The organism is Myxococcus sp. CA051A, from assembly GCF_013336705.1.
Classification (GTDB): domain Bacteria; phylum Myxococcota; class Myxococcia; order Myxococcales; family Myxococcaceae; genus Myxococcus; species Myxococcus llanfairpwllgwyngyllgogerychwyrndrobwllllantysiliogogogochensis.
Map to the genome: position 1 here is coordinate 720,577 of NZ_JABUMS010000002.1, position 25,893 is coordinate 746,469.

The following is a 25,893-nucleotide window of genomic DNA, read 5'->3' on the forward strand; positions in this document are numbered from 1 at the left end:
ATTCAACCCGTGAACAGATTTCTGATTCGATTCGTGAACCGAATCCCGAAGGATGTTCGAGATGAGAGCCACGAGCATCTTCTTGGATTCACTGGGAAAATGAAACCGGGCCGCCCCGCGTGAGAGCGGAGTCGGCCCGGTGGGCACAGCAAGATGAACAGCTCCCTGGACCTCAGTGGTCGCCGTAGCGCTTCTCGCCGGCCTCCACGCGGAGGGCCAGGCGGTTGCCACGCGGAGGCAGCGGGCAGGTGGCGAAGCGCGTGAAGGCGCAGGGCGGGTTGTAGGAGCGGTTGAAGTCGAGCACCACCTGTCCGTCCTTCGGCATGTCCGAGTACAGGAAGCGGCCCGCGCCGTACGTCGCATCGCGGTTCGTCTCGTCCGCGAAGATGATGAAGAGCTGGTTGGAGCCCTCTTCCTCCACCGGCGTCAGGCGGTACTCCTTGCCGTCCATGGTGAAGACGAGCGTGCCCGGCGCCTTCATCTCCTCCGTGGTGCCCAGCACGTTGGGAACCTGGAGCGTGCGCGGCGTGGCCGAGGGCTCGAAGCGCGCGGTGACGCGCCACGTGGGGCTCGCCGGATAGGTCTCGATGCCGTGGAACTGCTTGCGCGCCTGCGCCTGCGAGTCCTTCACACGCACGCCCAGCTTGTCGCCTCGGAGGATGACCTGGAAGTTGAGGCTGCCGAGCTTCACCACATCCGGGGAGCCCTTCTCGTCCGTCTTCAGCTCGCCCCCGGTGAAGGGCGCGTTGTTGCGCGTGAACTGCACACCCGACGCGGGCTGGAAGCTGACGGTGTTGCCCTTGCGCGTGAAGATGCCGAGCTTCGCGGGCGTACCGGCCGGGAAGTCCAGTTCGCTCTCGGGCGCGGAGCCGGCGGTCTGCTCGCCCTCCTTGAGCCAGAAGAGGCCGACGAGCGTCAACCAACCCTCCTCGGACTGGAGTCGCTGGATGCGCTGCTCATGCCAGGCGCGGGTGGAGGCGGTGAGGTCTTCGGGCGTCGTGGGAGTGGACACAGTCTTGGCGGGGGCAGCGGGTTTCGGCGGCGGGGCCTTCTGCGGGGCCGGCGCGGCCTGGAGGGCGAGGGACAGGGCCAGGGCAAGGGGCGTCATGTCGGGTGCCTCGGTGAGAGGGGGCTTCCAGCAGCGGCCCCCTGTCTAACAGGGTGGGGTGCGCGGCGCAGGGTTGCAGGCGACCGGGCTCCGTGCGAAGCCGGACACCCGCCGTGGAACTCGACCTGAAGCCGGCACCGCCGCCGGGTGCCTTCCGCAAGCTCGCCCTGGGGGCGTGGCGTTCGCCCAGGGACCCGAGCGCCTATGCGTCCCTCGAAGTGCGCATGGAGAAGGCCGTCGCGTTCCTGGAGGCGTGGCGGGCTCGCACCGGACAGCGACTCACGGTGACGCACCTGGTGGCCAAGGCGTCCGCGGACGCGCTGCGCCTGCACCCCGAGGCCAACGTGCTCCTGCGCTGGGGCGCGCCCTCGCTGCGTGTGGACGTGGGTGTGTGCGTGCTCGTCGTGCAGCCCGAGGAGTCGGGACGGGCGGACCTGACGACGGCCACGGTGCCTCGGGCGGACACCCTGTCCTTGGAGGAGTTCGCGCGGGCGATGGAGGCCGTCGTGTCCCAGGTGCGCTCGCGCAAGGACGCGGTCATCGAGCGGGGCAAGCGTCGCTCGTATCGCATCCCCGGGATGTTCATGGGGCTGGCGCTGCGGCTCCTGTCCTTCGTCTGGTTCACGCTGAACGTGGACCTGCGCTGGGTGGGGATGCCCAGGGACCCGTTCGGTTCGGTGGTGGTGACGAGCCTGGGCTCGCTGGGGCTGGAGCGCGGCTTCGTGGCGACGGTGCCGTACACGCGGGTGCCGCTCATCCTCGCGCCGGGTGCGGTGCGGTCCGTGCCGGTGGTGGAGGCGGGGGAGCTGGTTCCCGGGCGGATGATGACGCTGACGTGTACGTGGGACGCGCGGGCGCTCGACGTGGAGGTGGTGGCGAAGGTGCTGCGGCACGTGGGCGCGGCGCTGGAGTCGCCCGAGGAGACGTGGGGGGCTGCGAGCGGCGAGCGGGTGGGGTAGAACGGGACACGTCGCCACTGCTGGAGGTCCCGTCATGCCCGTGGATACCAATCGTCGCGTTGCCTCCGCCCGTCCCGTGGGGCGCGCGCTCGGAGGGCAGGACCGCTACGAGAAGGAAGCGCTCGAGGGCCCGGCGGAAGGTCCACTGGCGATGACTCGACGCCAGCGACTGGCGGGCGGGCCCAATCGCGCGGAAGGGGAGAGCCCCTTCGCCGCGAAGATGCGGCAGCTCGCGGAGAGCAAGTCGTCCAAGGACGAGGAGCGCTGAGGTCTTTTGTGGAGCAGGCCCCTCGATGAAGGTCTATCTGGACGACGAGAGGCCCACGCCGGAGGGCTGGGTGGCGGTGCGGTGGCCGGAGGAGGCCATCGCGTTGCTGGAAGGTGGGCAGGTGGTCGAGCTCAGCCTCGACCATGACCTTGGAGACGATGAGCACGGCACGGGCTACGACGTGCTGCTCTGGCTCGAGGAAGCGGTGGCCATGCGGGGCTTTGTTCCTCCGCGTGTCCGGGTGCATTCAGCGAACAGCTCCGCGCGCCACAAGATGGAGCTGGCGATGGAGCGCATCGAGCGTTTCGTTCGCGAGCGGTGACGGCTCAGCGTGAGCGCGGAGTTGGACTCGGGCTCGGGGCGACCTGGATGCGGGTCGCGTTGGTGCTGCCGTCGGCGATGAGGCTGAAGGCCGCCTGGACGGCGGTGCCTTGGGGCAGGCTCTCGAGTGAGATGCGTTGTCCGTTGCGGACCACCTGGGTGTTCTGGCCGACGCGGAGGTTGTAGAGGTCTCCGGTCTCCGCGTCTCGGACCACGACGCGTCCCTTCGAGGTCGAGGCCACCTGTCCGCGCATGACGACGTTGGCGACCACGGTCTTCTCGGGGTCCGCCCCCGTGTCCCGCGCGGGCTCCGGGGACGCGCTCTGTTTGGGGGGCGTGCTCTGGTCCGAGGACTCCTGTCCCGAGCCGCCGGTGCCTTCTTCTTTCTTGTCCGAGTGCGGGCCGCGCAGGGCGTTGACCTGTCGCTGGAGGCGCAGGACATCGGAGCGAAGCATCGCGACTTCACGAGTCAATTGCTGCGGGCTCAGGTCCTTCCCCGAGGAAGCGGCCTCCGCGCTGCCGCCATGCGCGTCACCCGCCGCGTCGGAAGGTTCGGTGCCTCCCTGCGTGGGAGGAGCCCTGCCGCTGGGGACGTCACTTCCAGAGCCTTGGTTTCCAGCGCCTTGGTTCGAGGCCGGGGTGTTGTTCGTGTTTCCGGAGCCACCCGTGCCCGAGTAATCCGTGTTCGGCGTACCGAGGTTGTCCTCGGCCCCCGTGGCGCCCTGTGGGACGGGCGAGTAGCTGCCGGGCTCATATGTGCCCGGTGGCTGCGTGCCGGTATCTCCCGAGACACCTCGGCCTTGCTGGTTCTGTGGAGGTGAGGTCATTCCAGGAGCGGACGACCCACCGCTCGACCCACCGCCCGCTGTCTGCGCGAGGGCAACGGGAGTCATCAAGAAGCTGAACGTCAGGGCCGCGGAGAAGAGCGCTCGTCGCATGGTGGGGTCCTTTCCTCGTGCTCAAGGTTGAGGCTTGGGGCCCTGGCGACAAGCGAGCCTCGCGGAAGCTCGCACGCTCGCGTTCATCCGGAGTGATGCCCGTCCGCGTGGCGTCCCTGCGAGCAGGGCGGGAGGGGAGCGTGGAGGGTTCGGCCGGGCGTCGACGGAGAAGTGGTGTCCGTTGTGTGAGGGTGCGTCCTCATCGTCAATGCGGTGGGGAGGAATCCCAGGTGTCACCCTCACGAGGCTCTCCGCAAGGAGGCCACTGCACGGGGCGTGGTGCGAGGAGGGGCCGCGCCTTGAGGACTTCCTCCAGTTCATCCACGGTGATGGCCGCGTTCGCGTGAGAGGCTCGCAGGAACCAATCGCGACTCTCGAGGCTGAGCTCCGGATTGCACCAGGGGTCCTGTCTCATGGGGGCGTCGTAGACCGCCTTGAGCAGCGCGATGCTCGCGAGGTCGAGCTCCGCCCACTCCTTGCCGAAGATACTCCTGGCAACGTCGAAGACACCCTGTTGCTGCTCGTGGAGTGCGCGGTGCCGGAGTTCGTGCAGCACCAGGTCCTCCGCGCTCCAGTGGCGAGTGAGCCAGACCGCCAGCGCGACGCGCTCCCCAGGCCGAATGCGGTCGGCGCCGCGCTGCTCCAGGTCGGAACTCCAGCGATACGCGGCATCGAGTGCGAGCCCGAATCCCTCGGGTTCGATTTCTGCGAAGCAGGCGGTTGTAAAAGGGATCAATTGCAATACACCGAGGGCCACTGTCCAGGGCCAGATGGGTTGGACGTGAGTCACCTGGGGCCGTTCCATGCTCATCCACCATCGGAGCCGGAGTTGCTCCGCGGGTCGGAAAAGAGGCACGGGCTTGGAGGGAAGGACAGGGACCCTCGCGAGCGTGTGGCTGTAGAAGCCCTCCAGTGCGGCCAAGGGCACCACAACTGCGAGTCCCAGCAGACACACCAGCCACCGCAAGCCGCGCTTCCATCGCATGGGCTTCGGCGCAGTGCAGCCTTCAGGCCAGGACTCAGAACGTGTACCGCGCCCCGAAGCGAACCTGTCTCGGTGGTTGCTGCTCCATGGCCACGGTGGGGTCTTCGCTGCTCGGGGTCATCCGCGTCTCCGTCTGGATGTTGAAGAGGTTGAAGGCATCGAGGTCGAAGGACAGTGCCTTGCCGCGGTCGAATTGATAGTCCACTCCGAACCGCGCATCGACGACATGCAACCAAGGCGTGGATCCCCGCTGTCCTGCCTTGAGTGCTCCCGACGCGGCGACATAGGCAAGTCCCAAGTGCGCCAACATCGCCGGAGTCAACCGCTGTCGTCTTCCCCCGAAGGCTTTGAGGACATGGGTGCGCCGTGCCACGGCGGACGTTCCTCGCAGCATGTGGTTCAGCGAGTCCTCACGACTGCCGCTGAAGCGCGACCACGTGTAGCTGGCCTGCCCCATCCAGTCGTAAGCGGCCGTTCGTGCCAGCTCCAACGTTACCGCGTCATGAGTCTGCTCCTGCTTGGGCAGGCCGGAGCCCAACCCCTTCCCGGGATTGACGAGCCGCCATGCATCGCCTCCCGGGTTGCTCACGAGTCCCAGTCCCGTATCCAGCTCCCTGCGGACATAGGTCACGCTCATGACTGTTTCGCCCAGCACCGCCACGTCGGTGCCGAGTGTGACCTCGCTGGTCGAGGCAGGTGAAAGGTGGGGATCCACCTCCACCCCGCGAACCTGCTCACCCGATGCATCAGGAAGCAGCAGTCCGAGCAACACGCGCCCGCGATACTTGCCGTAGTGAGCGAAGAGGCGCATCTCGCCACGCTCGAAGGGGTCCACGACCACGCCCAATTGAGGCGAGAGCATGTGGCTTTCAGCACGTGTCTCCCCGTGTGAGGGCACGAGCCGCTGCATGTCGTAACGAAGCCCGACGTTGAGGGTCAGAAGGTAGGAGTACATCCAGGAGTCCTGGACGAAGCCCCCCACCACGTCGCGATGTGTCCGGGTCGCGATGCTCGAAGGCGCTGACTGGAGGCCACGGGGAGACCGGCGTTGCGCGCTGGGGACTCTCTGCACCGCGTCGTGGACCAGCCACTCCGCGTCGAGCCCCACCTTCAGGGTGTGCTGCAGCTTGGGGATTCCCAGGGCTCCATAGTTCCGATAGTGGGCCCGTCCCTGGACCTGGAATTGATTCGTCTCGTGCTCTTCGTCTCCGCACCGGGTGTAGAGCGCCAACAGCGCGGAGCCGCAGGCGAGTCCTTCTGTCTCCGTCCCCGTGTCCCCCGAGAGAGCAGGGCGCTGGGAGAAGTGTTGTCGAAGCCAGCGCGCATCGATATCGAGCAACACCGCCTTGTCCAACAGTCCCCCGCGGTGCCCGAGTCCGAGCAGCAGGGTGTCTCGCTCCAGCGTGCGTGGTGCGAAAGCAGCCGTCCCCTCATGCAATCGCTGGGTGGCGGGCATCGTGATGAACGTCAGCGTCGTGTTGTGGTCCGCGTTGAACAGGTAGGTCAGGCGACCCAAGGCCTGGACCTCTCGTTGGTCGGATTGAATGGTGAGGGAGTCCTCTTCGGGGACGGCTGACCGCGAGCGTGTGCTCTCTACTCGCTGAACCGAGGGAATCAGCCCCAGGGAGAACCAGAGCTGGTCCTTCAGGATGGAGCCGGAGAGGACCGCGCCCAGCTCTCCCATGTTCTCAATCACTTCATGGGGACTGTCCTGGAGCGGCCGACGCCCCTGGAGCAAGCCGGTGGCCCAATGGGCGAAGACGGACCCGTTGAACTCATTGCCACCGGATTTGTTCTCCCCCGCATCGATGATGACTCCCGTGGCTCGTCCGTATTGGGGAATGCGCCCACGGAACAGCAGCTCACCCCAGTCGTACTGAAGAAGCTCCAGGCTTAGGGGTACGGCATTGCGTCCGAACACACCGTCCTGGGTGGAGAGGCCGTCCAGCACATATCCGTTCTCCGAGGGGCTCGTTCCGAGGAGTGTGAGCCCCTGGTCCGTGTCGACTGCTTCCGAGCGCAAGGACTGAAGCCTGTCGACCGAGCGCATCGCGCTGCCCGGGATGGGTCGTGCGATGGGAAGAAAGTCGGTGTCGAGATGGTCGAGGGACTCGGAGACACCCGTGCTCTCGGTGTCCACGGGGGGGAACTCGCCGCGAGTCGGCTCAAACAACTCTCGAAAGGACTCGGGAAGGAGGCTGGCACTGATGCGCAAGGCACGCGCTTCTCGCACGGGGACCGAGTCCCTCCTCAACGGTAGAAATCCTTCCCTCTCGAAGCGCAGTTCGTACACGCCCGGTGGAAGGAGCTCGAACCGGTAGGTGCCGTCCATTTCCGTGACGACAGTGAACTCGCCCTGGGGCTCGGACGCGGAAGCAGTCACGACGACATCCCCGACGGGCTGTCGGCTCTGGGCGTCAATCACCGTGCCCAAGATGCTGCTCGTGGGCTCCGCCCTGGCCGTGGGTGCCTGGCTCATCCCCACGAGGACTCCGACGACGACGTGAAACACGGTCAGGTTCCGCATCTCCCAGAACCTTCCATGGGGCTCGAGCGTCGTTCGTCATGGTTTCCGCACGAAGCAGGCAGGCACCCGTGATGATTCCGTGCTGTGCTGGAGCCAGCCTCGGGGTGGGTGGCTCGGAAGCGGGTCGGGCGCTATTCGTGTGAGGTCGAGGGCCGGGGCAGCACTGTCACGAGGTCTCAACCTTGAGTGGACGCGAGAGCGCGGTGACCACGGGAAGGAAGGGCGCACGCGCGTCCGCGAGGAATACGCGCGCTCGCAGCCTCCGGCCCTGGCCGCTCACCCTCGCCACCGCCGTCTCGCTGGGCCTCCTCCTCTACGTCGCCACCACCAGCCTGCCCTACCTCGTCTCCTCCCCGACGACGGACCCGAACTTCGGCGCCCTCAACCACTGTCTCTCCAAGGCCCACCCCGAAGCCCGGCTGGGCTGGGCCGTCTCCCCGGACGCCACGCGCGCCGCTGTCTACGGCCCCCACGCCGTCGCCGTCTGCGGCCCCGGTGACGCCGCCACGCGCAGGGAACTCACCGGCACCCTCGCCCTCGCCTTCGACGGAGACAACCGGCTGTGGCTCTCCGCCGCGGGCCGCTTGCTGCGCGAGGACGGCGCCACCCTGCGCCCCATGGGCGACTTCGAGCCCATGGCCCTGGCCGGTCACTCCCACGGCATGCTGGCCCTGGATGCCTCCGGACAGCTCGTCTCCGTGGCGCCTGGGGGCACGGTGCTCGCGCAAACGCTCGTTCCCGGAACCACGGGCCGACTCTCCGTGGGCTCGGGCGGCGTGCTGGCCGCCGTGCTCTCCGAAGGACTGCTGCGCGTCTTCGACACCCGCACCCTCACCCCCGTTGAACTGGACCTCCCCTGCGCGGTGGAGACCGTGTGGTGGCTGGATGAACCGGACCGGCTGTTGATCGGCTGCACACCGTCCGGGGCACCGTCGTTCTCGGTCGATGTGCGCACCGGAATGCGTGAGAAAGCACCGGAATACCGGAGTCTGGCCCCTGCTCGCCGGCTCTCCGGTCGGCCGCTCTATGTCCAGGGCTGCGACGGTTTTCCCTGCACGGCACCGCCGCCCTGACATGTTGCACAAAGGCTCCGGGTCCCGTGGTTTCCACACGGGCCGTCCGGAAGTTCGGAGTGGAAGTCCAGTAGGCGACAAATCGTCCTGTCAGGGCGGGCTTTGAATCGACAAGCCCGCGAACTCACAGGAGATTCGCGGCCCGGCCGTCCGTCGTGAAACACAGCTCACGGCGTTCATCCCGATCAGAAGGGTTCTCCTCGTGGACGACACCAAGGTTCCCAGCTCCAGCAATGGCAAGAAGCGCGCCTCGACGCGCAAGCAGCCTCGGAGCGATGTGGCTTCCAGCCCGCAGACCTCCAGCGACACCCTCGCGGCCCACCGCGTGGAAGCCGAGCGCACCCGCACCCGTGCGAGTGACTCGAAGCCCTCTCATGGGGCGGGCAGGCAGGCGGACGAGGGTGCGCGGAGTCGTGGCGGCGGCGCCAGGACGCCCGGCGGTGGTGCGCGCATCCGAGGGGATGACCCGATGCGGACGCTGCTGGCCGCGCTGCGGGCCGTGCAGGGCGGAGACTTCTCCGTGCGCCTGCCGGACTTCTCCACCCTCCCGGTGATGGATGACATCTCCCGCGCCTTCAACGCGGTTGTGACGCTCAACTCGGCCATGACGCACGAGATGGTGCGCGTCTCCCGCGTGGTGGGCCGCGAGGGCCGCATGGGCGAGCGTGTGTCGCTGGGCGACGCGCGCGGCGACTGGGCCACGAGCATCAACTCCATCAACGCGCTCATCGGCGACCTGGTGCAGCCGACGACGGAAGTCGCTCGCGTGCTGGTGGCGGTGGCCGAAGGCGACCTGACGCAGAAGATGGCCCTCGAAATCGACGGCCAGCCGGTGAAGGGCGAGTTCCTGCGCATCGGCACCACCGTGAACGCGATGGTGGATCAGCTCAACTCGTTCGCCGCCGAGGTGACGCGCGTCGCGCGCGAGGTCGGCAGCGACGGCAAGCTGGGCGGACAGGCCGAGGTGAAGGGCGTGTCCGGCGTGTGGAAGGACCTCACGGACAACGTGAACCTGATGGCCAACAACCTCACGGCCCAGGTGCGAAACATCGCCGAGGTGTCCACCGCCGTCGCCAACGGCGACCTGTCCAAGAAAATCACGGTGGACGCGCGCGGCGAGGTGCTGGAGCTGAAGAGCACCATCAACACGATGGTGGACCAGCTCAACGGCTTCGCCTCCGAAGTGACGCGCGTGGCGCGTGAAGTGGGCACGGAAGGAAAGCTGGGCGGTCAGGCCGCGGTGCCCGGTGTGTCCGGCACGTGGAAGGACCTCACGGACAACGTGAACTTCATGGCGTCCAACCTCACGACGCAGGTGCGCGGCATCGTGAAGGTGGTGACGGCCGTCGCGAACGGTGACCTCACCCAGAAGCTGATGGTGCCGTCGCAGGGCGAAATCGCCGCGCTGGGCGCGACGCTCAACAACATGACGGACACGCTCAACGTCTTCGCCCAGCAGGTGACGAGCGTGGCGCGCACGGTGGGTGTCGAGGGCAAGCTGGGCGCCCAGGCCCAGGTGCCCGGCGCCGCCGGCACGTGGAAGGACCTCACCGACAACGTCAACCTGATGGCCAACAACCTCACGGCCCAGGTGCGCAACATCGCCGACGTGACGACGGCCGTCGCCAAGGGCGACCTGTCCAAGAAAATCACGGTGGACGTGAAGGGCGAGGTGATGGAGCTGAAGGACACCATCAACACGATGGTGGACCAGCTCCGCGCGTTCGCCTCCGAAGTGACGCGCGTCGCGCGCGAGGTGGGCACCGACGGCAAGCTGGGCGGTCAGGCCGATGTGAAGGGCGTCGCCGGCGTGTGGAAGGACCTCACCGACAACGTCAACAGCATGGCCTCCAACCTCACCACCCAGGTGCGCAACATCGCCCTGGTGACGACGTCGGTGGCCAATGGCGACCTGTCGAAAAAAATCACGGTCGACGCTCGCGGCGAGATTCTGGAGCTGAAGAACACCATCAACACCATGGTGGACCAGCTCAACTCGTTCGCCTCGGAAGTGACGCGCGTCGCGCGCGAGGTCGGCACGCACGGCAAGCTGGGCGGACAGGCCGAGGTGAAGGGCGTCTCCGGTACGTGGAAGGACCTCACGGACAACGTGAACGTGATGGCCGTCAACCTCACCACCCAGGTGCGTGGCATCGCCAAGGTGGTGACGGCGGTCGCCAACGGGGATTTGACGCAGCGGCTGAAGATGGAGGCCAAGGGCGAGGTCGCCGAGCTGGCCGACACCATCAACGCGATGACGCAGACGCTCTCCATCTTCGCGCAGCAGGTGACGGACGTCGCTCGCACGGTGGGCGTGGAAGGCAAGCTGGGCGCCCAGGCCGTGGTGCCGGGCGTCGCGGGCACGTGGAAGGACCTCACCAACAACGTGAACCTGCTCGCGAACAACCTCACCGACCAGGTCCGCAACATCGCCGAAGTCACCACGGCGGTCGCCAATGGTGACCTGTCGAAGAAAATCACGGTCGACGCCAAGGGCGAGGTGCTGGAGCTCAAGAGCACCATCAACACGATGGTGGACCAGCTCCGAGGCTTCGCGTCGGAAGTGACGCGCGTCGCGAAGGAGGTCGGCACCGAGGGGAAGCTGGGCGGTCAGGCGGAAGTGCGCGGCGTGTCCGGCGTCTGGAAGGACCTCACGGACAACGTGAACTTCATGGCCTCCAACCTCACCAGCCAGGTTCGCGGCATCGTGCGCGTGGTGACGGCGGTCGCCAACGGTGACCTCACCCAGAAGCTCATCATGGACGCGAAGGGCGAAATCGCCGCCCTCGCGGAGACCATCAACGCGATGACGCAGACCCTGTCCATCTTCGCCCAGCAGGTGACGGACGTCGCCCGCACGGTGGGTGTCGAGGGCAAGCTGGGCGCCCAGGCGGAGGTGCCGGGCGTCGCGGGCACGTGGAAGGACCTCACCAACAACGTGAACCTGCTGGCCAACAACCTCACGGCCCAGGTGCGAAACATCGCCGAGGTGACGACGGCTGTCGCGAATGGCGACCTGTCGAAGAAAATCACGGTCGACGCCAAGGGCGAGGTGCTGGAGCTCAAGAGCACCATCAACACGATGGTGGACCAGCTCCGCGCGTTCGCCGCCGAGGTGACTCGCGTCGCGAAGGAGGTCGGCACCGAGGGCCGGCTGGGCGGTCAGGCCGACGTGAAGGGCGTGTCTGGCGTCTGGAAGGACCTCACCGACAACGTGAACGTCCTCGCCGGCAACCTCACGGACCAGGTGCGCAACATCGCCAAGGTGACAACGGCCGTCGCCAACGGCGACCTGTCGCAGAAGATCACCGTCTCCGTGAAGGGCGAGGTGCTGGAGCTGAAGAACACCATCAACACGATGGTGGACCAGCTCCGAGGCTTCGCGTCGGAAGTGACGCGTGTCGCGAAGGAAGTCGGCACCGAGGGAAAGCTGGGAGGGCAGGCGGCGGTGCCCGGAGTCGCGGGCGTGTGGAAGGACCTCACCGACAACGTGAACGTCCTCGCCGGCAACCTCACGGACCAGGTGCGAAACATCGCCAAGGTCACGACGGCGGTCGCCAATGGCGACCTGTCGCAGAAAATCTCCGTCGAGGCGCGGGGCGAAATCCTGGAGCTCAAGAGCACCATCAACACGATGGTGGACCAGCTCCGCGCGTTCGCCGCCGAGGTGACTCGCGTCGCGAAGGAAGTGGGAACGGACGGCAAGCTGGGTGGTCAGGCCGCGGTGCCGGGAGTCGCCGGTACGTGGAAGGACCTCACCGACAACGTCAACAGCATGGCCTCCAACCTCACCGCGCAGGTGCGAAACATCGCGCTGGTGACGACGGCGGTCGCCAACGGTGACCTCTCCAAGAAAATCACCGTCGACGCGAAGGGCGAGATTCTGGAGCTGAAGGACACCATCAACATCATGGTGGACCAGCTCAACTCGTTCGCCTCGGAGGTGACGCGCGTCGCGCGCGAGGTCGGCACGGAAGGCAAGCTGGGTGGACAGGCGGAAGTGCGCGGGGTGTCCGGCGTCTGGAAGGACCTGACGGACAACGTGAACTTCATGGCCCGCAACCTGACGACGCAGGTGCGCGGCATCGTCAAGGTCGTGACGGCCGTCGCCAACGGCGACCTCAAGCAGAAGCTGGTCGTCGAAGCGAAGGGCGAAGTGGCGGCCCTCGCGGAGACCATCAACAACATGACGGACACGCTGGGCACGTTCGCCGAGCAGGTGTCCACGGTGGCCCGCGAAGTCGGTGTCGAAGGGAAGCTGGGAGGACAGGCCCGCGTGCCCGGTGTGGCCGGCACGTGGAAGGACCTCACGGACAACGTGAACTTCATGGCCTCCAACCTCACCACGCAGGTGCGCGGAATCGTGCGCGTGGTGACGGCGGTCGCCAACGGTGACCTCACCCAGAAGCTCATCGTCGACGCGAAGGGCGAAGTGGCCGCGCTCGCGGACACCATCAACAACATGACGGACACGCTGGGGACGTTCGCCGAGCAGGTGTCCACGGTGGCCCGCGAAGTCGGTATCGAAGGAAAGCTGGGCGGTCAGGCCCGCGTGCCCGGTGCGCGCGGCACGTGGCGGCAGCTCACCGACAACGTGAACCAGCTCGCCGGTACGCTGACCAGCCAGCTGCGCGCAATCTCCGACGTGGCCACCGCGGTGACGAAGGGTGACCTCACCCGGAGCATCACCGTCGTCGCCGAGGGCGAGGTCGCCGCGCTGAAGGACAACATCAACCAGATGATCGTCAACCTGCGTGAGACCACGCAGAAGAACCAGGAGCAGGACTGGCTCAAGACGAACCTGGCGAAGTTCAGCGGGATGATGCAGGGCCAGAAGAGCCTGGACGCCGTCAGCCGCCTCATCATGAGCGAGCTGACTCCGCTGGTCTCCGCGCACCACGGCGCCTTCTTCCTGATGGACACCGACTCCGGCACGCCGGTGCTCAAGCTGACGAGCACCTACGCGTACCGGGAGCGCAAGCACATCGCCAACCGGTTCCGGCTGGGCGAGGGACTCGTCGGACAGACGGCCCTGGAGCGGAAGACGATTCTGCTCACCCACGTGCCGCCGGACTACATCACCATCTCCTCTGGCCTGGGCGAGTCCGCGCCCCTCAACATCATCGTCCTGCCCGTGCTGTTCGAAGGTGAGGTCAAGGCCGTCATCGAGCTGGCCTCGTTCCACACCTTCAGCGCCATCCATCAAATCTTCCTGGACCAGCTCACCGAGAGCATCGGCGTGGTCCTGAACATGATCATGGCGAACATGCGCACCGAGCAGCTCCTGCAGCAGTCGCAGGGTTTGACTCAGGAGCTGCAGAGCCAGTCGCGCGAACTGACGCAGCAGCAGGACGCGCTCAAGCGCAGCAACAGCGAGCTGGAGGACAAGGCGAAATTGCTCGAGGAGCAGAACCGCCGCGTCGAGGAGAAGAACAACGAAGTCGAACGCGCGCGCGTCAGCCTGGAGGAGAAGGCCGAGCAGCTCACCGTCATCTCCAAGTACAAGAGCGAGTTCCTGGCCAACATGAGCCATGAGCTGCGCACGCCGCTCAACAGCCTGCTCATCCTGGCCAAGCTGCTGTCCGACAACAAGGACGGCAACCTCAGCACCAAGCAGGTGGAGTACGCGAACACCATCTACGCCTCCGGTGGTGATTTGCTCAGCCTCATCAACGAAATCCTCGACCTGTCCAAGGTGGAGGCCGGGAAGATGCAGGTGGAGCCGCGGGACATCGTCCTGTCGGAGTTGAACCAGTTCATCGACCGGAGCTTCCGCCCCGTCGCGGACCAGAAGAACCTGGCCTTCACGGTGGAGGTGGCGCAGGGCGCCCCCCGCCACATCCGCACCGACCCGCAGCGGCTGCAGCAGGTGCTCAAGAACCTGCTCTCCAACGCCTTCAAGTTCACGGACGAAGGCAGCGTGAAGATGACGGTGAAGCTGGCCGAGCCGGGCACGCGCCTGGACCACGAGGTGCTCAAGCGCTCGCGCTTCGTGCTCGCCTTCTCGGTGACGGACACGGGCATCGGCATCGCCAAGGACAAGCAGCGCCTCATCTTCGAGGCGTTCCAGCAGGCGGACGGCTCCACCGCGCGCAAGTACGGCGGCACCGGCCTGGGCCTGTCCATCAGCCGCGAAATCGCCAAGCTCCTGGGCGGCGAAATCCACGTCCACAGCGAGCCGCGCAAGGGCAGCACCTTCACGCTGTACCTGCCCCCCGAGTACGTGGGCCCCGAGGACGACGGCTTGCCGGTCATGCCAGTCATGCCCTCGCCGCTCGAGCCGCTGTCTCGCATGTCCCACGCCTCGTCGGAGCCCCTGTTCCCGACGCCCGCGCCTGCGCCGGTGCCGCCGACCGCCGCGGAGAACGCCCATGTGCTGGACTCGGCGCTGCCGCCTCCTCAGGTGGACTCGCTGCTTCCGCCGCTCGCGGTGGAGGACGACCGGGATCACATCCGCGAGGGTGACCGTGTCCTGCTCATCATCGAGGACGACCTGAAGTTCGCCCGCATCATGGTGCAGCTGGCGCGGGAGAAGGGCTTCAAGGCCCTGGTCGCCACGCGGGGTGACACCGGCCTGTCCATGGCCAACGAGTTCCAGCCGCACGCGGTGACGCTCGACATCCAGCTGCCCGTCGTCGACGGCTGGAGCGTGCTCGACAGGCTCAAGCGCAACCCGCGCACGCGCCACATCCCGGTGCACATCATCAGCGTCATGGACAAGCACCTGGGCAACGCCCAGGGCGCGTTCGGCTACCTCACCAAGCCCGTCAGCAAAGAGGGCCTGGAGCGGGTGTTCAACCAGCTGGCGAAGTTCCTGGAGCGCACGGAGCGCAGGCTGCTGCTGGTGGAGGACGACGACGTCCAGCGCAACAGCCTGGTCAGCCTGCTCGCCGAGGGCGGCGACGTCGCCGTCACGGCGGTGGCCACCGGCCAGGAGGTCCTCCAGAAGCTGGAGGAGGGCGAGTACGACTGCCTCGTCATCGACCTGCTCCTGCCGGACATGGACGGCATCAAGCTGGTGGAGGAGGTGAAGACGCAGCAGCGCTTCCGCGACTTGCCCATCGTCATCTACACGGGCAAGGAGCTGACGCCGAAGGACGACACGCGCCTGCGCCGCTACACCGGCAGCGTCATCCTCAAGAGCGGAACGAAGAGTCCCGAACAGTTGCTCAGTGACACGGCGCTGTTCCTGCACCGACTGGACCAGAACCTGCCTCCCCGCGCGCGGGCGGCCCTGGCGCAGCGCAGCGAGCAGGAGTCGGAGGTGGTGGGCAAGAAGGTGCTCGTCGTCGATGACGACATGCGCAACATCTTCGCCCTCACCAGCGTGCTGGAGAACCACGGCATGCAGGTGGTCTTCGCCGAGAACGGGCGGGCGGCCATCGAAACGCTCGAGCAGCACCGCGACGTGGATATCGTGCTGATGGACGTGATGATGCCGGAGATGGACGGGTACGAGACCATGCGGGCCATCCGCAAGGACGTGAAGTACGCCAGCCTGCCCATCATCGCCGTCACCGCGAAGGCCCTGAAGGACGACCGGGAGAAGTGCATGGCCGCGGGGGCCAGTGACTACCTGCCCAAGCCGGTGGATACGGACAAGCTTTTGGAACTCATCCGTCTCTGGGTGTCGGCTTGAAAGGTCGAATGATGGCTAGCGCACGACTCGTCACCGCCGGGCTTGGGGACGGCGGGGGTCGCGCCTAGCCTGTCCCGCCAGTGAACGGTCGGGGCATACCTTGCTCCTATTTCAATGACGCCTAGCGAACACATCTCCGCCGAACGCCTCCAGGACGGCGCAAGCCGTCCCCGGGCGAGCATCCTGATGGTGGACGACCACCCGTCCAACCTGCTGGCGCTGGAGGCCATCCTCGAGCCGTTGGGGCAGGAGCTTGTCAAAGCGACCAGTGGCGAGGAGGCGCTCAAGTTCCTGCTTCAGCGCGACTTCGCCGTCATCCTGATGGACGTGCAGATGCCGGGCCTGGACGGCTTCCAGACGGCCACGCTCATCAAGCAGCGGGAGCGCACGCGCACCATTCCCATCATCTTCCTCACCGCGCTCAGCCGCGACGCGGCCCACATCTTCAAGGGTTATGCGCACGGCGCGGTGGACTACCTGCTCAAGCCCTTCGACCCGGAAATCCTCCGCTCGAAGGTCAGCGTCTTCGTGGATTTGTTCCTCAAGGAACAACAAATCCAGCGGCAGGCGGCGATGTTGCGCCAGCGCGAGCGCGAGGCGGTGGAGCGGCAGAGCGAGCTGCGCTACCGGCGGCTCACGGAGTCCTTGCCGGAGGTGATGTGGGCGGCGCGGGCGGACGGCTCGTTCACCTACGCCAACCGGGCGGGGCGCGACTACACGGGCATCCACGAGGAGCATCCGCTGTCGTTGGGCACGTTCCTGGAGTTCGTGCACCCGGTGGACCGGGAGGAGATGCGCTCGGCGTGGGAGACGGCCATCCGCTCCAGCCAGCGGGTGGAGCGTGAGTTCCGGCTGCGGCGTTTCGACGGCGTGTATCGCTGGCACCTGGCGCGCGCGGTGCCGGAGCGGGACGAGTCCGGGCACGTGGTGGGCTGGATTGCCGTGGCCACGGACATCGACGACAAGCGGCGGGCGGAGGAGGCGCTGGGGCGCTTCAAGATGACGCTGGACGCGACGTTGGACTGCGTCCTGATGTTCTCGCCGGACTCGCTGACGCTCACGTACGCCAACGCGGGCGCGGCCAAGCAGCTGTCGAGCAGCACGGACGAGCTGGTGGGGTTGTCGGTGCTGGAGGTGGAGAGCGCGTTCGACGAGGCGGGGTTCCGCAAGCTGCTGGCGCCGTTGGTGAGTGGGACGTTGCCCAGCCAGACGTACTCGACGACGCACCGGCGCAGGGATGGCACCGAGGTGCCGGTGGAGGTGGTGCTCCAGTTCGTGTCCGCGGCGGAGGGGCCCGGGGGGCGGTTCATCTCCGTGGCGCGCGATATCACCGAGCGTCAGCGCGCGGAAACCGCGCTGCGGCTGGCGAGCGAGGCGAAGGACGCGTTCCTCGCGGCGGCGAGCCACGAGCTGCGCACGCCGCTGGCGGCGGCCAAGGGGCACGCGCATCTGGCGCTCTTGAAGCTGGGCGGCGAGACGGAAGCGGGGCCGGGCAAGTCGCTGAAAATCATCAACCGGCAAATCGACCGGATGGCGAAGCTGGTGGAGGACCTGCTGGACATCAGTCGGCTGCAGGCGGGGCGGCTGTCGCTGGAGCTGGAGAAGTTCGACCTGGGCCAGCTGGTGCAGGAGACGCGGGACCGCATGGCGGTGTTGTCGCAGGGGCATGAAATCCAGGTGGAGGCGCCGGAGCACCTGGAGGGGACGTGGGACCGGGGTCGGTTGGACCAGGTGCTGACGAACCTCTTGTCCAACGCCATCCGCTACTCACCGGAGGGTGGGGCGGTGCTGGTGCGGCTGGTGCGCGAGGGGAAGGAAGGGGTGCACCTGTCCGTGAAGGACAGCGGCGTGGGGATTCCCAAGGACAAGCAGGCGCTCATCTTCGAGCGCTTCGGGCGCGCGCACGGCAGCAAGTACGGCGGCCTGGGGTTGGGGCTCACCATCAGCCAGGGCATCGTCGAACAGCACGGCGGACGCATCTGGGTGGAGTCCCAGGGCGTGCCGGGCCAGGGGTCCACGTTCAACGTCTGGCTGCCCCGTGAGACGGAGTCCCCCGGAGTCGGCGTGCATCACGAGCACGGCACGCGCACCGCGAGCTGACAGGGCGCCGGCGCGCGAGCGCGGCGTCAGAGATTGAAGCCCACGTTGCCCACGGAGATGCTGGGCCCGAAGATGAAGGACCAGCGGCTGGAGGGGACGACGGAGCCGTCGGAGCGGCGGGTGATGTCGTCCCGGAACTCGCGCGCCACCCACGCCTGTGCCCCCACCGCCGCTCCCGGTCCAATGGGCACGCGCAAGCTGAGCCCCAGCACCACCGCCAGCGTCGGGGGGAACTCGATGTCGCCGGACTGGGGAATCAACCCCATGCCCATCAGCCCCATCTCGATGCCCAGGAGCCGCTCCTGTCCCTCGTTGTTCAAGAGCGCCAGTCGCGACACCACGCCGAAGTTGAGGATGAGCTGCCCGCTGGGCTCCGTCGCCCGGTAGAGGCCCGCCGGAATCGTCGCCGTCGTGTACAGCCGGAAGCGCCCTCCCCTGACGATGGCCGTCCATTGCGCCGACGGCAGCCCCGAGCGGTCCGACGTGCTCAGCGCGTACCGCGACTCGTCCGCCACCAGCGACACCTGGACGAGAATCCGGTCGAACTGCGCCAGCTGCCCCGGCACGGGAATGGTCCGGGCCTCGCCCTGCGGCCGCAGCAACATCCGCTGCTCCACGTGGCTCTCCCCTCGCGCCGAGCCGTCCGCCTTGGTGACGTCGATGCGCAGCACGATTTCCTGTGTGCCCTGCTCGGGCTTGAGCCGCTCCCGGTGGATGATGACCCGACATGAGTTGCGCATCTCGTAGTTGATTCGGTGCGGACGGCTGGGCTCCAGCACCTGGTCCTTGCCCTCCTTGTCCGCGCACACCAGCTCCACCACGCTCTCGATGCGGATGGGCACGCTGGCCTCGCGCACCGAGCGCTGCACCCGCTCGTTGACGACGAACAGGTCCGCCGTCGCCAGCTCCCCCGGCAGCGTGGACACCTGATAGCCGAAGCGCAGCGACACGAAGCCGCCCGCGGTGGGCTCGCCCTGCACATAGGTCGTCCCGTCCCGCGAGATGATGCTGTAGGCCCCGGCCACAGGGCGCGGAACGAAGCGCCCCTGCTCTCCGCTCGAGGCCACGATGAGCTCCGCAGGTCGGTTGATGGGGATGAAGTCGATGGCCCCCTGGTCCGACAGCTCCAGCGACGCGCGCGGCACGGGCAGCGGCTGCGTCTTCGTCGTATCCGACGCCACCACCGAGCCCTCCACCCGCGAGGTCTGCGCGATGACCGTCACCTGCTGCTCGGACGTGCCTCCCGTGCGCAGCAACACATAGACGCCGTCCTGCGCCTTCACCACGCGCTCCACCCTCGCCCGCTGGTCGTTCATCGACCACAACAGCTTGCGCGGGTCGTGCTGGCATGACGTGTCCAGCCGCACCACCATCGCCGCGTTCTCCGCGTCGCGCAGCACCGTGCCCTCCACGGCCGTGAGCGGACACGCCAGCACGGGGAGCGTCTCCAGCAGCACCTGCTCCAGCACCTCGCCGCGCGCGAAGTAGATGCGCGGCGCCAGGCGCAGGCGCAGCGTCACGCTCACGTCCACGCCCGGCACGTTGCGCAGCGACACCGTGCCCTCGTTCACCTCGCAGCGCACCGGCCCGCAGTCCACCGACGCCAGCGCCTCCGAGTGGCTCAGCGCCACCGAGCCCGGCCCTCGCGACACATCCACGCCGCCCGACTGGATGAGCGGCTGGGTCAGCACCACGCGCCCGGGGCGAAGCCGGAACGTCTCCGGGTCCACCACGTTGCCAGACGCGTCGTACGTCGTGACATCCGGTCCATGCCGACCATGGGGCGGTGTCCAGTAGAGCGCCGCGTCCGTGGGCAGCCCTCGCGCCACGGGCACCGTGCAGCTCGCCGGCCCCCGCTCCGTCGAGGGCGCCAGGCACCGGTCCTGTCCCTCGATGAGCTGGGGCTGGGACTCACCCCGGGGCGTCCCGCTCCAGGAGATGCCCACGTGGTCCAGCCCCGCGCCGCGCAGCTCCACGCGGCCCTCGTCCGGAAAGAAGTTCGTCGCCGCCGCGTCCACGCGCGGAAAGGGGCCGGTGGCGATGACGGTGACGCGCTCCTCGGTCGTCTCGCACTGCCCCACCGACGACGCCACCTTCAACTCCTGGATGCGCGCGTCGTCCTGCTCCACCCGCTGCGGAGGCCGCAGGGTCCGACTGTCCGACGCCAGCGTCCAGCCCGCTCGCAGCGGGCCACAGACGACACCCTTCGAGACCACCGGCACGCCGGCGCCGCCCTCGGGCACCTGGACGACGGGCGCGGCGGCGGCGAGGCCACCCACCAGCAGCCATGCGAGACAGAGCGCGCGGATGGATTCCATCCCCCCGTTAAACAGCGAGGGAGGGCACCAGCGTCAAGCGCCGTCTGCCCCTTCTCGTCCGGGGTGTCACGCGACGTGCGGACCTCCGAGCACGCAGGGTCCGCGAGTGGTCTTCCGCGAGTGGTCTTCGCTGACGCCAGACATTCCTGGTGATGCGTCCGCGCGAGGTGCTCAGCGCTTGCGGGTCAGCAGCACGACGGCGCCCAGAATCGCGGCCATGGCGACCCACGACAGGGGGCTCATCGACTCGCCCGCGAACACGACGCCCAGGAGCACCGCCACCACCGGATTGACGTACGCGTAGCTGGTGGCCACCGAGGGGCTCGTGTGCCGCATCAGGTAGCCGTAAACGGTGTAGCCCACCAGCGAGCCGAAGGTGACCAGGTACGCGAAGGCCGCGAACGCGCGCGCATCCGGCATGGCCGTCAGGTGCTCGCCACGCAGGAGCCCGAAGGTCAGCATCAGCGCGCCACCGCACAGCATCTGCGCCGCGGGCGCCATCATCCCCTGGGGCATCGGCATGCGGCGTCCGAGCACGGAGCCCAGCGCCCAGCTCATCGGCGACACCAGCAGGGCCAGCGTGGCCCACCCACTCCCGCCCAGCTCGCCCCCGAGGTTCAGCAGGACGATGCCGCCGAACCCCACCGCCAGTCCCCAGCGCTCCAGCTTTCCGGGCCACTGGCCGAACAGTCCACCGAACAGCGCCGACCACATGGGCAGGCTGCCCACCACCAGCGCCGCCACGCCGGAGGGCACCCACTGCTGCGCGAACACGAGCCCGCCGTTGCCCACACCCAAGAGCAGCAGTCCCACCACCGCGCTGGAGCCCCACTGTCGCGCGGTCGGCACCGGCGAGCCCTTGAGCCACATCGCGCCGAACAACAGCGCTCCCGCCAGCAGGAAGCGCGTTCCTGATGCGAGGAATGGCGTCATGCCACCCTGGAGTACCCAGCGGATGGCCAGATAGGTGGAGCCCCAAACGAGGTACAGCGTCACGAGGCACAGCAGGATGCGGCCGCGCGAGGCACCCGACTGGAGCGCGTCACCGGCGACAGGGGACGCGACGGGGGAGAGGGCGGGAGTGGAAGGCGTGGACAGGGACGAGGCGGCGGACGAGGCGGACACGGTGGCGCGGCTTGTAGCGTCCGACCTCCCCACGGGCCATGTACGCATTGCCGTACCCCACAGTCGGTGGAGTCGTCGGGCGGTACAGTGCGAGTGCGCGCCAGGTTGGATGCGGCGGCGCCCGCCTGGCTCCCTGGTGGGTGGTGCGAGGGCGGGGACCACCCTTCGGCCGCATGTCTCCTTCCGACGTGGATTGAACCCACGGACAGGCTTTCTTACACTTGGGTCTCGTGGAGCGCTCGCGGCGCGGTGGCTGGCCGCATGCTTCAGAGTGAGAGCCCCTGGATGTCCGAAGAGCTGGGTGAACGCGAGAAGGAAGTCCTCCGGGCCGTGGTGCAGGAGTACATCTCCACGGGCGGGCCGGTAGGGAGCCAGCAGCTCGCTCGCCGGCCTGGGTTCGAGGTCTCCTCGGCCACGATGCGCAACGTGCTGGCGGATCTGGAGGAGCTGGGGTTCCTGGAGAAGCCGCACACCTCCGCGGGCCGGGTGCCCACTGACGCGGGTTATCGCTTCTACGTGGACACGCTGGTCAAGCTGAAGGACCCCACGCCGCGAGACAGGGAGCTCATCCACGCGGGCCTCTTCCACGACGCGAATCTGGAAGAGGTGTTGGGGGATGCCAGTCGCCTCCTGCATTCGCTGACGCGGCACGCGGGCGTCGTCGTGACGCCTCGGCCCGAGTCCGCGGTGTTCCGTCGCATCGAGTTCGTCCGTCTGCGCGAGGACCGGGTGCTCGCCATCCTGGTGGGGCAGAGCGGGCAGGTGCACAACAAGGCCATCACTGTCGACTTCCCCATCACCTCGGACGAGCTGATGCGGGCGAGCAACTACCTGTCGGAGCTCCTGCACGAGGTTCCGCTGGAGGAGGCGCGTGAGCGCATCCGCTCGGAGATGGACCAGGAGCAGGCGCTCTACAACGCGATGACGGCCAAGGCGCTCAAGCTGGGGGCCGCGGCCACGGACCTGCCGACGACGGAGCGCGTGCTCATCCAGGGCACCAACTCGTTCCTGGAGCAGCCGGAGTTCGCGGACGTGGAGCGCATGCGCGCGCTCTTCAAGACGCTGGACGAGAAGCACCGTCTGCTGTCGCTGCTGGACCAGGTGCAGCGCGCCAACGAGATGCAGATCTTCATCGGCGCGGAGAGCGACTTCTCCGCCGCGGGTGATGTGTCTGTCATCGCCAGCCCCTACGGCAACCAGGAGCAGGTGCTCGGCACGGTGGGCGTCATCGGCCCCACGCGGATGGACTACCGCCGCGTGATTCCGCTGGTGAACTTCACCGCGCAGGTGCTGTCGCGCGTGCTGGAGAAGGTGTAGCCGGCATCGCGTCGCGCGGAGGGGAGCCCCCCCACGTGATTCCGCTGGTGAACCGCACCGCGCAAGTGCTGTCGCGCGTGCGACCGAATGTGCAGCCCGCCTCACTCCGCGCGGATGGAGTGCCACCGCGCGATGCTGGTGGTGCGAGGCACCGTGCAGGAGCCGTCGCGCGTGGCGAGAAGGTGCGGCCCGCCTCACTCCTCGCGGATGGAGTGCCACCGCGCGGTGGTGCTGGTGAACGCACCGCGCAGGTGCCGGTGCGTGGCGAGGAGGTGCGGCCCGCCTCACTCCGCGCGAGTGGCCTGCAGCTCGCGCTCTCCGCCTTCGCGCCGTACCTGGAGGCGCACGGGTGTACCGGGAGCGCCTCGGGTGCGCGCCTCCGCTTCCGACCTGTCGCGCACGACGAGCCCGTCCACCGCGAGCAACCGGTCACCCACCGCCACACCCGCGCGCGCGGCGGGCCCATCCGGCGTCAGCCACGCCACGGCCACCTGACCGCGCTCCTCGCTGAAGCCCGCGCCCACGGTGCCTGGAGTCGCGCGGCGCGGGGACACCGTCACGTCGCCCAGGTCCGAGGTCTCCGCCTCCGTCACCTTCACGGAGTGCGTCTCCACGCGACCCTCGGGCGGCATCAGCCTCACGGTGTGCGGACCGGGTCGGACCTCGTCCAGATGGAAGCGGCCGTCCACGCCGGTGACGGTGTCAGGCCTGGCCGTCACCGCGCGGTCCAGGAACACCGCCACACCCGCGGCCGGACCACCACCCCGGCTCCACACCGCGCGCCCGATGATGGAGGCCGCGCCTCCCGTCGAGAGGGACACCTCCACGTTCGCGCTGCCGCCCGGCTCCAGTGCCACCCTCGCCGAACCGGTGCGCCCGTCCTGCGTCTGGACATGCACCTTCACCACCTGCCCGGGCGCATCCCTCATCTCGAAGGTGTCTCCGCTGAAGCGCCGCGTGGACGGCGCCAGGGGCTCCCATGGAAGCTCCTCGCCGTTGTCCTCCGTCAGCCTCAACGTGAAGCCCGCGGGCACCGCTCCACCGCGCGCCACCACCCGGCCGCGCAGGTGGGCCGCGGGCTTCAGGCGCAGGTCCATCAACCCCTGGCCCTCGCGCACCGAGGGCACCCTCACCACGCGCCCCCCGTTGTGGGCCGCCAGCTCCTGCAGCGGCGGCGCACCCGACGGCCGCGTGGGAATGGCGAACGTTCCGTTCTCGTCCGCCTGCACGCGCATGGTGAAGGGCATGTCTCCCCCCTGCACCGCGGCCACGACGGCGAAGGGGCTGGGCGCTCCAGAGGGCTCGCGCACCGTGCCGGAGATGCCGCGCTCCTCCACCAGCACCAGGTCCTGCTGCACGGCGCTCCCCGCCTGCACCGTCACGCTGGGGTCGTCATCCTGGAAGTAGATGAAGCGTGCGCGGGGCAGCACGGCGGTGAGCTGGTACACGCCCGCCGGCAGCTCCAACTCGTACAGCCCCGCCGCGTCCGTCTCCGCCCACGCCAGGTCGGAGGTGCCGCCGGGCGCGCCGCGTGGCACCGCGCGCACCACCGCGGGCTCGGACAGGGGCTTGCCCGAGGACTGCGTCACCACGCCCTGGACCATGCCGGACTCGGTCAGCGTCAGGTCCACGCGCGTGCGCGTGCCGGCCTTCAAGGTCTCCGTGCGGCTGGTCCATCCCTGCGAGCCATCGCGCCGCGCGCGCACCGACGTCCGTCCGGGCACCAGCCCGCTCAGCGTGTACGCACCCTGTGAGTCCGTGCGCGTGGTGGCCGCCGCGCCCCCGCCGTTGCGCGGCGGCTGGGCTCGCACCTCCGCGCCCGCCACCGGCTGACCCTGGGGGTTGACCACCACGCCCTCGACCTCGGCGGTGGCCGGCTCCAGCTTCACGTCGAGCGTCGCGTGGGCACCCTCGGACACCACCACGCCGTCATGCGTGGCGCTGGCGAAGCCCGGAGCGTGGACCTGCACGTCGTACTCACCGGGAGGCAGGCCCAGCCGGTAGATGCCCTCGCCTCCGGACGTGGTGCGCGCCAGCTCACCGTCGGCTCCCGTGGGGCTGACCACCAGCACCGCGCCGCGCACCGGAGCCTCATCGCCGGTAGACCTCACCTGTCCGGTCAGTCCGCTCGTCGAGCCCAGCGCCACGGTGAGGCCGCGCAACGTCTCGCCCGGCGCCACGAACAGCGTGCCGGGCACGCGGCCCACCGCGTCGCCATGTCGCGCGGACAGCACCCAGTCACCACCGCCGACCTCGAGCGCGAAGCCGCCGCCTTCGCTCGAAGTGGTGCTCACGGGCGCTCTTCCTCCCGAGGCCGTCACCTGCGCGCCGGTGACGGGCTGGCCCTTCCCGTCCACCACGAAGCCCTCCAGCGTGCCCGCGCCCCACAACCCCACCACCAGCTCTCCCTGCTGGGGCACGTGGAGGAAGCGCAGCGTGCGGCGGCTGAAGCCCGGCGCCTCGGCCGTGAGGCCATAGCGGCCTGGAGCCAGTCCGGTGAACTGGAACTGGCCGCGCTCGTCACTCGTCGCCGTCACGGCTTCCTCGGCAATCGCCGCGGGCTCCGCCCAGGCGATGGCGGCGCCCGGGTACGGATGCAGCGTCACCTCCGCCAGCGGCACCGGCTCACCGCCGTTCTCCGCCACCGTGCGACCCTGGAGTGTCACGCCCGCGCTCAGCGTCAGCTCGACGGATGTCTCCGCTTCACCCGCGGGTCGCGTCGCCTCGCGCCGCGCGGGAGCATGGCCCTCGGCGTGCGCGGACAGCAGGTAGTCGCCCGGCCGGGTGGGCAGCCGCAGCGTGCCGTCCTCGCCCGTGGTGCCCTCGGCCGCGAGCCGCCAGGAGGACGCCGCCGCATCGACGAGGTCCTTCGACTGTTTGCGCCAGGCCCGCACGTTCGCGCCCGCAACCGGACCGGACGCGCCCACCACGCGCACCACGAAGGCGCCTTCGTCGGGGGCCGCGGGCTCGTCGCGAACCGCGGCGGACACGGACTCGGCGCGGGCGGTGACGCCACCGCCGCTGGAGGAGGCTTGCGTCTCGCGAGGCGCGGAGGGCGCCGGGTCGGAGGGCGTGCCGGGCCTCGGGACGCGGAACCAGAGCAACAACACCGCGCCGATGGCGAGGAGGGCGGCGAAGAAGATGGGACGTTGGGACCGCAGGCGCATGGCTCGTCCTCGGGAGGACGCCAGCCTAGGACAGCCTGGGTCATTTCG

General features: G+C 68.4%; 14 protein-coding genes. 7 read left to right on the forward strand and 7 right to left on the reverse strand.

Annotated features, from left to right (window positions below; genetic code table 11):
- Positions 1–172: 172 nt before the first annotated feature.
- Entirely contained in the window at positions 173–1,108 is a 936-nt protein-coding gene (locus HUA74_RS08395) for a DUF1684 domain-containing protein (protein WP_174454089.1), read from the reverse strand.
- Positions 1,109–1,221: 113 nt separating this feature from the next.
- Between HUA74_RS08395 and HUA74_RS08400 the strand changes: the two genes are divergently transcribed.
- The 3 genes from HUA74_RS08400 to HUA74_RS08410 are packed head-to-tail and all read left to right on the forward strand — an operon-like array spanning position 1,222 to position 2,657.
- Positions 1,222–2,067, forward strand: a complete 846-nt coding sequence (locus HUA74_RS08400) for a 2-oxo acid dehydrogenase subunit E2 (RefSeq protein WP_174454090.1) — start codon at positions 1,222–1,224, stop codon at positions 2,065–2,067.
- A gap of 34 nt (positions 2,068–2,101) precedes the next feature.
- Entirely contained in the window at positions 2,102–2,335 is a 234-nt protein-coding gene (locus tag HUA74_RS08405) for a hypothetical protein (RefSeq protein ID WP_141646813.1), read from the forward strand.
- A gap of 25 nt (positions 2,336–2,360) precedes the next feature.
- Positions 2,361–2,657 carry a cyclic-phosphate processing receiver domain-containing protein gene (locus HUA74_RS08410; protein ID WP_174454091.1) on the forward strand — a complete coding sequence of 99 codons (297 nt, stop codon included), beginning with the start codon at positions 2,361–2,363 and terminating at the stop codon, positions 2,655–2,657.
- 4 nt (positions 2,658–2,661) lie between these two features.
- On the opposite strand, the gene HUA74_RS45505 is transcribed toward HUA74_RS08410, so the two are convergent.
- The 3 genes from HUA74_RS45505 to HUA74_RS08425 all read right to left on the reverse strand — a co-directional run bounded on the left by HUA74_RS45505 (position 2,662) and on the right by HUA74_RS08425 (position 7,106).
- Complete coding sequence (locus tag HUA74_RS45505) at positions 2,662–3,594, reverse strand: hypothetical protein (protein ID WP_254624972.1); 933 nt, start codon at positions 3,592–3,594, stop codon at positions 2,662–2,664.
- A gap of 205 nt (positions 3,595–3,799) precedes the next feature.
- A complete protein-coding gene (locus HUA74_RS08420) occupies positions 3,800–4,330 on the reverse strand; it encodes a transglycosylase domain-containing protein (RefSeq protein WP_174454092.1) in 531 nt (176 codons plus the stop codon).
- A gap of 283 nt (positions 4,331–4,613) precedes the next feature.
- A complete protein-coding gene (locus HUA74_RS08425) occupies positions 4,614–7,106 on the reverse strand; it encodes a TonB-dependent receptor (RefSeq protein ID WP_174454093.1) in 2,493 nt (830 codons plus the stop codon).
- Between the two features lie 182 nt (positions 7,107–7,288).
- Between HUA74_RS08425 and HUA74_RS08430 the strand changes: the two genes are divergently transcribed.
- The 3 genes from HUA74_RS08430 to HUA74_RS08440 all read left to right on the forward strand — a co-directional run bounded on the left by HUA74_RS08430 (position 7,289) and on the right by HUA74_RS08440 (position 17,918).
- Positions 7,289–8,179, forward strand: coding sequence for a hypothetical protein (locus HUA74_RS08430; protein ID WP_174454094.1), 891 nt, complete (start codon positions 7,289–7,291; stop codon positions 8,177–8,179).
- Positions 8,180–8,648: 469 nt separating this feature from the next.
- A complete protein-coding gene (locus HUA74_RS08435) occupies positions 8,649–15,818 on the forward strand; it encodes a HAMP domain-containing protein (RefSeq protein ID WP_217439634.1) in 7,170 nt (2,389 codons plus the stop codon).
- Between the two features lie 114 nt (positions 15,819–15,932).
- Entirely contained in the window at positions 15,933–17,918 is a 1,986-nt protein-coding gene (locus HUA74_RS08440) for a PAS domain S-box protein (RefSeq protein ID WP_174454096.1), read from the forward strand.
- 26 nt (positions 17,919–17,944) lie between these two features.
- Here the strand turns inward: HUA74_RS08440 and HUA74_RS08445 are convergent, their stop codons facing one another.
- Positions 17,945–20,236, reverse strand: coding sequence for a hypothetical protein (locus HUA74_RS08445; protein ID WP_174454097.1), 2,292 nt, complete (start codon positions 20,234–20,236; stop codon positions 17,945–17,947).
- A gap of 171 nt (positions 20,237–20,407) precedes the next feature.
- Positions 20,408–21,361 (reverse strand): drug/metabolite exporter YedA, encoded by a 954-nt coding sequence (yedA, locus tag HUA74_RS08450; protein ID WP_371817214.1) that lies wholly within the window; start codon positions 21,359–21,361, stop codon positions 20,408–20,410.
- A 285-nt stretch (positions 21,362–21,646) separates the two neighbouring features.
- Here yedA and hrcA point away from each other — a divergent pair, with 285 nt between their 5' ends.
- Entirely contained in the window at positions 21,647–22,678 is a 1,032-nt protein-coding gene (gene hrcA, locus HUA74_RS08455) for a heat-inducible transcriptional repressor HrcA (protein WP_141646294.1), read from the forward strand.
- Between the two features lie 284 nt (positions 22,679–22,962).
- Here the strand turns inward: hrcA and HUA74_RS08460 are convergent, their stop codons facing one another.
- Positions 22,963–25,845: a carboxypeptidase regulatory-like domain-containing protein gene (locus HUA74_RS08460; RefSeq protein WP_174454099.1), complete on the reverse strand. Its 2,883-nt coding sequence runs from the start codon at positions 25,843–25,845 to the stop codon at positions 22,963–22,965.
- Positions 25,846–25,893 lie beyond the last annotated feature (48 nt).

What these genes read in the sequence shown, in the direction of transcription:
- HUA74_RS08460 (WP_174454099.1), bottom strand. Translation starts at nt 25,845, where the DNA reads ATGCGCCTGCGGTCCCAACGTCCCATCTTCTTCGCCGCCCTCCTCGCC.
- HUA74_RS08440 (WP_174454096.1), top strand. Translation starts at nt 15,933, where the DNA reads ATGACGCCTAGCGAACACATCTCCGCCGAACGCCTCCAGGACGGCGCA.
- HUA74_RS08445 (WP_174454097.1), bottom strand. Translation starts at nt 20,236, where the DNA reads ATGGAATCCATCCGCGCGCTCTGTCTCGCATGGCTGCTGGTGGGTGGC.
- hrcA (WP_141646294.1), top strand. Translation starts at nt 21,647, where the DNA reads ATGTCCGAAGAGCTGGGTGAACGCGAGAAGGAAGTCCTCCGGGCCGTG.
- HUA74_RS45505 (WP_254624972.1), bottom strand. Translation starts at nt 3,594, where the DNA reads ATGCGACGAGCGCTCTTCTCCGCGGCCCTGACGTTCAGCTTCTTGATG.
- HUA74_RS08425 (WP_174454093.1), bottom strand. Translation starts at nt 7,106, where the DNA reads ATGCGGAACCTGACCGTGTTTCACGTCGTCGTCGGAGTCCTCGTGGGG.
- HUA74_RS08435 (WP_217439634.1), top strand. Translation starts at nt 8,649, where the DNA reads ATGCGGACGCTGCTGGCCGCGCTGCGGGCCGTGCAGGGCGGAGACTTC.
- HUA74_RS08405 (WP_141646813.1), top strand. Translation starts at nt 2,102, where the DNA reads ATGCCCGTGGATACCAATCGTCGCGTTGCCTCCGCCCGTCCCGTGGGG.
- HUA74_RS08410 (WP_174454091.1), top strand. Translation starts at nt 2,361, where the DNA reads ATGAAGGTCTATCTGGACGACGAGAGGCCCACGCCGGAGGGCTGGGTG.
- HUA74_RS08395 (WP_174454089.1), bottom strand. Translation starts at nt 1,108, where the DNA reads ATGACGCCCCTTGCCCTGGCCCTGTCCCTCGCCCTCCAGGCCGCGCCG.